Raw genomic sequence first — 8,637 nt, 5'->3', positions numbered from 1 at the left:
GACATTCAGGATTCATAAACAGGTCAGCATCAGCTAGGGTATTACAGACGGCATCCGCGAATTTGAGCTTCTTCCTTGGTGGGTCACAGGATATGCATGATAGGGGCTGATGAGAATTTGACGAAGTGAATGCTTAACTAGCAATTACCAGATAAAGCCTTTAATGCCAATAATCCCGCCCCATAAGCTGGTTCATAGCGGGGATAAATCACATTTATGAAAGGATAATCATGAACAATAGAATTAATAAATCTTTCCCGTAACTTACATTTTGCCTGCCAGATGCTTCCTGTAGTGACAACTTCCACAACCTGCTTAGAATCAAAAATGTGATTAATAACTGTAGAAGTAGCTATTACCAATTCTGCAATCGCTTGCTCAATAATACTATTAGCAATTTGATCTCCTGCCGTCGCCGCTTGATCAACAATTGGGGCTAAAGCTGCTATTTCTTTCACACCCCATCCTTTTCGATATATCACTTCTATTAAGTTTTCCATGCTTTCTAGTCCCAGATGCTGTTGTAAATTTTCTACAAGACTTGTTGATTTTCCACGTCCATCATAGGCTTTTAGTGCAGCTTGCATCCCAGCCACAGCTATTTTATAGGCGCTACCTTCATCCCCTAAAATATAACCCCAACCACCGACTCGTTTACTTTTTCCTTGATGATTTCGTCCAAACACGATAGAACCAGTTCCAGCAGCTACCACAATACCCACAGCATCGCCAATTCCTCCCATTAAAGCAATTAAAGCATCATCACAAATAACAAGATGATCTGGTTGTATTTTCCAGGTAATAGATCGGATATCTTGGCTATTGTGTAATTGATTAACTATAGCTTTTATGACTTCCATATCCTCTGGACGACTAACACCTGCTAACCCCAGACAAATCGCTATTACATTAATTGTATTTGTGTACTTGAAGGCTGTTATTGCTGATTGATGAATTGCAGATTTAATTTGTTTTTTGGCGGCGGTTATACCAATACTTTGATAATTAGATGCCCCGGCTTTACCTCTTCCTAAAATATTACCTGCATCATCCATGAGGATACAAATAGTCTTGCTACCACCACCATCAATACCCAAAATACAATTCATATAATATCCGTGTTAGATTTATCAGATAACTCCTAATTTACAAGAAAAGGGTGTGGGGTATAGAATTCAAAATTCAAAATTCAAAATTCAAAATTAAAGACATTTCAGACGGGGATTTAGCGAGAAACGCGGTCTTGGGCTTTGCCCAAGTGGAGCGATTTCTCAAGACAAATCCCGACTGAAATGGGTACTACATGTAGATGTAGGGGTCTTAAACCCTTTAATTTACGATAAAAAACCTATTGTTGCAGGGTTATTGCAAGCGTAAAAAAAAGATGTATAACGAGTGGTGCAGCGCGAGAAATACAGCGTCACTCGCTTCGCTCGAATTCAAAATTATTAATTCAAAATTCAAAATTAAGAACCCCATAAATAAATTTAGGGGCTTGCATCCTTAATTAAATAATTCAAAATTATTTCTTAAATTTTGAATTTTGAATTTTGAATTCAAAAAGTGGTTATTGCTCCAATCTCCCGTTTTTAAACGTGGTTTCCCTATACCCTATACCCTCTGAACCTAACAGGGGCTTAACCGAACAGTATTGGGTGTAATTCATGAATTACCCCTACATTCGTAATGTTTTACATAATTTCTGATTAACTTACTTATTTTCTGGTTCTAAAGGAATAAAAAAGATAGTTAACATACCGGGAATAGTTAGCAAACACACCAACGCAAAGAATAATGGATATCCTAGTGATTGTTGAATTGCACCACTAATTGCTCCTGGTATCATCAAACCCAAAGCCATTAATCCTGTAGATATGGCAAAATGAGAAGTTTTATATTCCCCTTGAGAAATATACATTAAGTAGACTGTAAAAGCTGTAAACCCTACACCATAACCAAATTGTTCTAGGGAAACTAGAGGATAAATAAATTTTATTGGTGGTTTAGCACAAGCTATATAGACATAAAAAATGTCAGGTAGGTTTAATGCTAAAGCCATAGGTAATAGACATTTTTTCAAGCCAAATTTAGCAATTAATAAACCTCCTAAAATTCCCCCACAAATGAGAGAGATAACGCCAAAAGTACCGTAGACTAAACCAAATTCTTGGGTAGATAAACCTAAGCCTCCAAGTTCTGGTTTATCTAATAAAAATAAAGAGGCTATTTTGACTAACATTGCTTCACCAAATCTATAAAGCAAAATAAATACTAATATTATTAATATTTTGGGTTGATTAACATAAGAGCGAATAATCCGCAAAAAAGGAATATTATTTATCTTTGTTCCTTTAGTTGATTCCGAATTGTTATAATTTGACTCTGGTGTTGGTAAAATGACTAGATGAAAAACAAATAACAATGCAAAGATGACAGCAGCTATTCCGATGACAATACTCCAGCTGAAAGGAATATTCTGAGTTGATTCTTCTAAATAACCTGCTAAAAATACTAAAAATCCTGTACTAAATAAAATTGCTAATCTATAAAACAGTGAGCGAATCCCAACAAAAAAGGCTTGTTGTTCTGGGTGTAAAGCCAACATATAAAAGCCATCTGTGGCAATATCATAAGTAGCTGAAATAAATGCCGCAATGGTTAATATTACTAGGGATATAAAGAAGAAGTTGGAAAGATGCAAGGATAAAGCTAAAAAACTCAAACAGAAAAACATGATAATTTGCGTCGTCAGTAACCATTTTCTTTTTGTTGAGTAAATATCCACAAATGGCGACCAAAACATTTTCAAAATCCAGGGAAAACTGATTAGACTTGTCCAAAAAGCAATTTGAGTATTATCTACTCCTAGCTTTTTGTAGAAAATGACAGATACTGCATTAATAATCATGTAGGGTATCCCTTCAGCGAAATAAAGGGTGGGTATATAAAGCCAAGGGGAAAGGGATCTAGTTTTATTTGTCATAGCTTTGATTTTCAAAATAAATAGTTCCCCTAGTATGCAGAGGAGTTAGCTGGGAATTATATTACTTTTTTGGTCTTTTCAGTAATTTTGAATATTAAGTTTAATAGCGTCTCAGTGATTGGAGCGTTAAAATGAAGAGGTCTATTGCATCTGGATCGCAGTGCTTTGGGGTAAATCAAAACAATTCAAAATTAGGAATTTCATAAAGTCTAAATATAGTCTTCAAAAAAGTTACAATTCGACTTAAAATTTATGCCTTTAATCGGTTGTTTTCGGAATATGGCTGTTGTCCTTGCCTTGGTTACATTACTGGGATGTTCGACAGCATCACAGACTAAGCCGCCAACACTAATTCAGTCACCAACACCGACAACAGAAAAACCATTACAGCCAGCCCCGATTTTACCTACTAAACCCTCAACAAGCGTTAACCTGCTTTTGGGAAATCCTAGTAGTGCGATGGCAAGCGTCGCTACTCCTGATAATTATCTGCTGGTTAAACCACAATATACACTTTCCTACAACAACAGCAAGGGAACTGCCAACTGGGTAGCTTGGCAATTAAATAAGTCATGGCTAGGAAATGCTGACAGGCAAAATAATTTTAGACCTGATGACACTTTACCTACAAACTTTTTACGGGTAACTCCAACTATGTACTCTGGTTCAGGTTACGATCGAGGACATATTGCACCATCGGGCGATCGCACCAAGACGGTAGAGGATAATTCCTCAACTTTCTTGATGACCAACATGATGCCCCAGACACCAGATAACAACCGGAACACTTGGGGGAATTTAGAAGATTATTGTCGAGAACTAGTAAGCCTTGGTAAAGAACTTTATATCGTAGCTGGGCCTTTTGGTAGTCAAGGCGAACCTCTTAAGGGTAAGGTGACAGTTCCCAAATCCACTTGGAAGATAGTTGTGGTTTTAGATAGCCCAGGCTCAGGACTTGATGGTATTACTGCCAGTACTCGCATCATCGCGGTTAACGTACCGAATGAACAAGAAATCAACAATGACTGGAGAAGTTACAAAGTCAGTGTTGACCAACTCGAAAATTTGACAGGTTATGATTTTCTTTCTAATGTTTCTCCAAACATTCAAGAAAGTATTGAGTTAAAAATTGATGATGTGGTGGTCAGTTCACCACGCCCAAGAGTCACAAACACACCTATTAATAGTTTTGTACCAAGTAAAATAACTCCAGATAAAACCCTTAAACAGACACGAACTATAGAATCAAATCAATCACAGTCTGAAAGTAATTGTGACACAGCATATCCTGATGTTTGTATCAAACCTTCACCACCTGATTTAAACTGCGGGGATATTGCTTATAAAAACTTCAAAGTACTGCCAAACGACCCACATAAACTTGATAAGAATAAAGACGGCATTGGCTGTGAGAAATAGCTACTGCTAGGTTTCTATAACTTTAGTAAAAAGTCCTGCTAAATTACCCGCCGGGGTTTCACCAACAATATAAGTATCAATCTCTTTATTGCCCAGGCGATACACCTGCAAATTACTCAGGTTTTCTTTAAGTGTCTGCACAAGAGCTTGAAATTTGTTGACGGTTGCTTTCTCTTCTTCGCCGTGCCAGTCTTCAGGAGTTATGGACACTTGAAAAAAATCCTCAACCCCTACGATTTTAATGGGTATATCTTGAGGGTGATTTGTCTGTTGTATAACTTTCTCTGGTGTAGCAGGTGGTGTAGCTGACCATAAGAATGCTTCTAAGGGGTACTCAGACTCACTCATCATGAGTAAACTATCAGCTGCTGTACGAAGCTGGTTTAGGATTTCTGAATTAGTTTTAGTCATATAGAGCAATAATAGAGCGATCGCACCTCACAAAGTATCATCCCAAAAGCTGAAAAACCCTACACAGTATCATCCATCCAGCCGCACTCCGGGCAATCCCAATGCACCCGCGCCGTGTAGTCGTGGTCAAAGGATGCGCCACACTGAGGACACTTGCCAGTAAACATCGGATGGGTATCTAGCAATTCTAGCTGTTGCTGTTGCGTCCGCCTCTGCTGTGGTTGCAGAATCAGTTCGCCGTCATAGTAGCTTGCGCCTTCTGGTTCCCACAGTTCCTCTGCTTGGGCGTTGGGGTCTTCTCGAAAGTCCAAACAACTATCACCGTCTACTCCATCAAGATGGATAGCACAGACGAGGTACGGGTTATGGGCATACAGGAGACAGCGATCGCACATTGGAATCTTAGGCATAGTACCAGTTTATCCAGTACTCTTAGCGATCGCTCCTCAAGTGTGTAACTTTGACTCGAAAAGAATTTTTTGTCAGATGCTTTGGGTGCTATGCTATAACCTAATACGAGTGTTAAAAGCTACTTTAACCATCGTTTAGTTGCCTATTACTAACTATCTTTCGCTACATGGTGGCACCCCAGTAGGCGTAACTATTGACTATGAACTGTTGGCTATGGACTAATGACTAATAACTAATAACTAATTACCATTGACCAATGACTAACCAAACCATTCATGTTGTAGCTCGTTTTGTGGCAATACCTAATAAAGTAGAAGAACTCAAAGCAATATTATTGGGACTGATTGAATCAACGAAATTTGAAGCAGGTGTGATTAAATATGAACTTTTACAAAATCAATCAGATCCAACAGATTTTACTTTTGTAGAAGAGTGGGAATCTGCGGCAACACTGGATACTCATTTAGCGTCACCCCATCTGCTCTTCAGCAATAGCCAAGCTAGAAGGATTAATAGCTGCGCCACTAGAAGATATCCGCCGTTATTCTATTTTGGCTGCGATACCTACTATCCAAGGAGTGGAATCTTGAAATGGTTGCACACAGCGCGTTGGTTCTTTAATTCTTCTCGCCGGGGCTTGGGAGCGATGCCGAACGCGCAGAGCGTCTCCAAGAGTTGGCGGGCGGGTATGCCATCGCACTCTTTGATTTTCGGTGCATAGCAAGTGTACTGCTTTGTCACAAGCGATCGCTTCCTCGCTTGTATTTTATAGCTACTTTCTGCCTCGAAGAGCGCATTTCTTGCTGACGCATGGGCATAGCGTCAATTTGCTCAAAAATTGCTGTGGCTGGGACTGGTGTAGTGTCACTGCGCTTAACACCACCATCTTTGCCTACCAAAATGACGCGAAAATTTTCTTTATCAACCCCAAAGCGATGCCTGCGGCGGGCTTCGCCTACGCGCAACTTGGCAGCAGAAGACTCATCTATTAACTGTCCATTGGCATAGCTTTTATCTGTTGCCAAAACCTGAACGAGAACTAAATCCCGGTCTTGAAAACCGTTTTGGTGCTGGTTAAATAACTGCATCTGTTGCTGATAGCTCTGGTTATCAACAGACGGTGCAAAGACTAGTAGCACGCGATTTTTCCATTTTTGGGAACTGAGATTAAATGAAGACATTTTGATGGTATGGGTTGAACCTTGGACAGTACCAGCAATGCTGACTGGCGATAAGACTATAGACGCGGTGAGGGTCAGGGCGATTAATACTGAGTTATTCACTTCGGGTATTGTTAGGAACGTTCCATCATCTCAAACTATCATCAGTTTTCCCACTCTGACTCTATCTGGTGATTGAATAAGTGTGATGTCTACTTTTTAGAGCGATCGCTTCTTGCGTGCAACTTTGACTCTAAGTGTGGCGAACTGCATTACTGACCGAGGAGTAATTTAACTAGCCCCACTACAACCATGCCACACCAGCAGTTTTTTGCTGTATGTATACAACGTATTCGCCTTATGATAATTATACAAAAATCTCTTTGTTAGCAAAATGTCCAAGCGTAGTTACGCCATTATAGGAACTGGTGCATTAGGTGGCTTTTATGGTGCAAAACTGCAAAAAGCAGGTTTAGACGTCCACTTTTTGCTGAAGAGTGATTATGAATATGTCAGTAAATCTGGTTTAGTTATTGAGTCAAGAGATGGTGATTTCACCCTGACTCAAGTCAACGCCTACAATGATATAGAAAAAATGCCACAATGCGATGTGGTGGTGGTAGCGCTAAAGACGACACAAAACCATTTATTGCCGCAGATGTTACCGCCACTCGTCAGGGATGATGCGGTAGTGTTGGTATTGCAAAATGGACTGGCGGTGGAAGAAGAAGTTGCTAAGATAGTTGGCAATGTCAGCATTATTGGTGGGTTGTGTTTTCTCTGTTCCAATAAAGTCGGAGCAGGACATATCCGCCACCTCGACTATGGACAAATTACACTAGGGGGATATGCTTCTGGCTATGATCCTACTGGCATTACAGATAAGATGCGGCAAATTGCCGATGACTTGAAGAGTGCTGGTATCTCAATGGAATTAGCTGAAGATTTATTACTAGGGCGATGGAAAAAATTGGTTTGGAATATTCCCTATAATGGACTGTCTGTAATTCTCAACGCTAGAACAGATGAATTAATGTCCTATGTCCACACCCGCAAATTAGTTGAACAGTTGATGTATGAAGTTGCAGCAGGGTCGAAAAGTTGCGGACGCATCATTCCTGATAGCTTCATTCAAACAATGCTAGATTACACCGTGAAGATGACGCCTTATCGTACCAGCATGAAAATTGACTACGACCAAAGGCGGCCTTTGGAAGTAGAAGCAATTTTTGGGAACCCATTACGGAAAGCGCATTCTAGGGGTGTGGATTTACCGCAGATTAGCTGTATATACCAGCAGCTAAAGTTTTTGGATGAGATTAGAAGAGTAGGAGATCAGGGAAAAGGCTTAATTCCTTCTTAAATTTACTCAACTTCTAGGATTCTGACGCTTAACACCACCATCTTTACCTAACAAAATGATTGGTTAGTATCTCTAATATTTTACAGTTAACGCTGCCCATGAAAAACCAGCAGCACTACTAGCTAACACCACAAGATTCCCAGGCTTTATTTTCTTTGACTCTAGAGTTTTGGCCAAGCCAAATATGGTATCTACAGCACCTAGATGACCATATTCAGGTAAAGAAATGAATGTCTAATTATGAATAATTTGGTTTTATTTCAAAATCTGATTAGCAGTGGCTAGGCGCTTTAACTGGTCAATCATCACAAAACGAATATCGCGTTTTTCGGCAATCAGTTTAATCCCCGGTTGTTGAAGATTTAAGAAGTCTAATCCTTTTTCTTTACCACTGATTAAGAAGTCATTAATAGCGATTTTGTAAGTGCGTTTGGGGTCTAGAGGTTGGCCTTGAATCAACCAACTTCTTGAATTTGCTTGTTGACTAACTTTGGCTGTTTGCAGATAGCCACCAGTGCCTTTATTAGCTTGCCCTTGATCCAATACCCTTTGCAAAAGCGCACCACTTATCTCTACTGCCACAACTTTACCGCCAAAAGGCAGTATCCGAATCACATCGTATTGGGTAATTGGGCCTGGTGGAATGACATCATCAATCCGAATTGAACCGCTATTGAATACGGCTAAATCTGCGTCAGGTACTTCCTGCAACAGACTAAAGAGCCATCACCAGACTCTAAACCAGAAGAACCTGATAGCGAAACATTCAGCCTTGATTTTGATTTGTAAGCGAAATATACAGCAGATTTCAAGGAAGGTGAAGTACACAACGATTCGTCTCAAACCCAGGTATAAAGCCTGTTTTACTTCTGAATTCTGACTCCTTAATT

Annotated in this window: 9 protein-coding genes and 1 pseudogene; 3 read left to right on the top strand and 7 right to left on the bottom strand. The window is 39.7% G+C overall.

The window, feature by feature from the left end:
• Nucleotides 1-137: 137 nt before the first annotated feature.
• Entirely contained in the window at nt 138-1,109 is a 972-nt protein-coding gene (locus tag V7L05_RS20890) for an N-acetylglucosamine kinase (RefSeq protein WP_335166811.1), read from the bottom strand.
• Nucleotides 1,110-1,711: 602 nt separating this feature from the next.
• Nucleotides 1,712-2,983, bottom strand: a complete 1,272-nt coding sequence (locus V7L05_RS20885) for an MFS transporter (protein ID WP_335166813.1) — start codon at nt 2,981-2,983, stop codon at nt 1,712-1,714.
• A 252-nt stretch (nt 2,984-3,235) separates the two neighbouring features.
• On the opposite strand from V7L05_RS20885, the pseudogene V7L05_RS20880 reads away from it, so the two are divergent.
• Nucleotides 3,236-4,120 (top strand): annotated as a pseudogene (locus V7L05_RS20880) (DNA/RNA non-specific endonuclease); the annotation flags it as partial.
• Nucleotides 4,121-4,408: 288 nt separating this feature from the next.
• On the opposite strand, the gene V7L05_RS20875 reads toward V7L05_RS20880, so the two are convergent.
• Together V7L05_RS20875 and V7L05_RS20870 are read right to left on the bottom strand one after the other, a co-directional pair.
• On the bottom strand, nt 4,409-4,813 hold the full coding sequence (locus V7L05_RS20875) for a nuclease A inhibitor family protein (RefSeq protein ID WP_335166806.1): 405 nt from the start codon (nt 4,811-4,813) through the stop codon (nt 4,409-4,411).
• A gap of 59 nt (nt 4,814-4,872) precedes the next feature.
• Nucleotides 4,873-5,223, bottom strand: a complete 351-nt coding sequence (locus V7L05_RS20870) for a hypothetical protein (protein WP_335166805.1) — start codon at nt 5,221-5,223, stop codon at nt 4,873-4,875.
• Nucleotides 5,224-5,480: 257 nt separating this feature from the next.
• Here V7L05_RS20870 and V7L05_RS20865 point away from each other — a divergent pair, with 257 nt between their 5' ends.
• On the top strand, nt 5,481-5,945 hold the full coding sequence (locus V7L05_RS20865) for a putative quinol monooxygenase (protein WP_335166804.1): 465 nt from the start codon (nt 5,481-5,483) through the stop codon (nt 5,943-5,945).
• 16 nt (nt 5,946-5,961) lie between these two features.
• On the opposite strand, the gene V7L05_RS20860 is transcribed toward V7L05_RS20865, so the two are convergent.
• Nucleotides 5,962-6,507 (bottom strand): DUF4174 domain-containing protein, encoded by a 546-nt coding sequence (locus V7L05_RS20860; protein WP_335166802.1) that lies wholly within the window; start codon nt 6,505-6,507, stop codon nt 5,962-5,964.
• A 271-nt stretch (nt 6,508-6,778) separates the two neighbouring features.
• Between V7L05_RS20860 and V7L05_RS20855 the strand changes: the two genes are divergently transcribed.
• Complete coding sequence (locus V7L05_RS20855) at nt 6,779-7,747, top strand: putative 2-dehydropantoate 2-reductase (RefSeq protein WP_335166800.1); 969 nt, start codon at nt 6,779-6,781, stop codon at nt 7,745-7,747.
• A gap of 72 nt (nt 7,748-7,819) precedes the next feature.
• On the opposite strand, the gene V7L05_RS34815 is transcribed toward V7L05_RS20855, so the two are convergent.
• Nucleotides 7,820-7,975, bottom strand: a complete 156-nt coding sequence (locus V7L05_RS34815) for a 3-oxoacyl-[acyl-carrier-protein] synthase III C-terminal domain-containing protein (protein ID WP_442937877.1) — start codon at nt 7,973-7,975, stop codon at nt 7,820-7,822.
• 27 nt (nt 7,976-8,002) lie between these two features.
• A complete protein-coding gene (locus V7L05_RS20850; protein ID WP_335166799.1) occupies nt 8,003-8,458 on the bottom strand; it encodes a 5'-nucleotidase in 456 nt (151 codons plus the stop codon).
• Between the last annotated feature and the right edge of the window lie 179 nt (nt 8,459-8,637).

This window comes from Nostoc sp. (assembly GCF_036917755.1).
GTDB lineage: Bacteria > Cyanobacteriota > Cyanobacteriia > Cyanobacteriales > Nostocaceae > Nostoc.
Note: the sequence above shows the minus strand (reverse complement) of the source record. Positions and strands in the feature narration are given on the sequence as shown.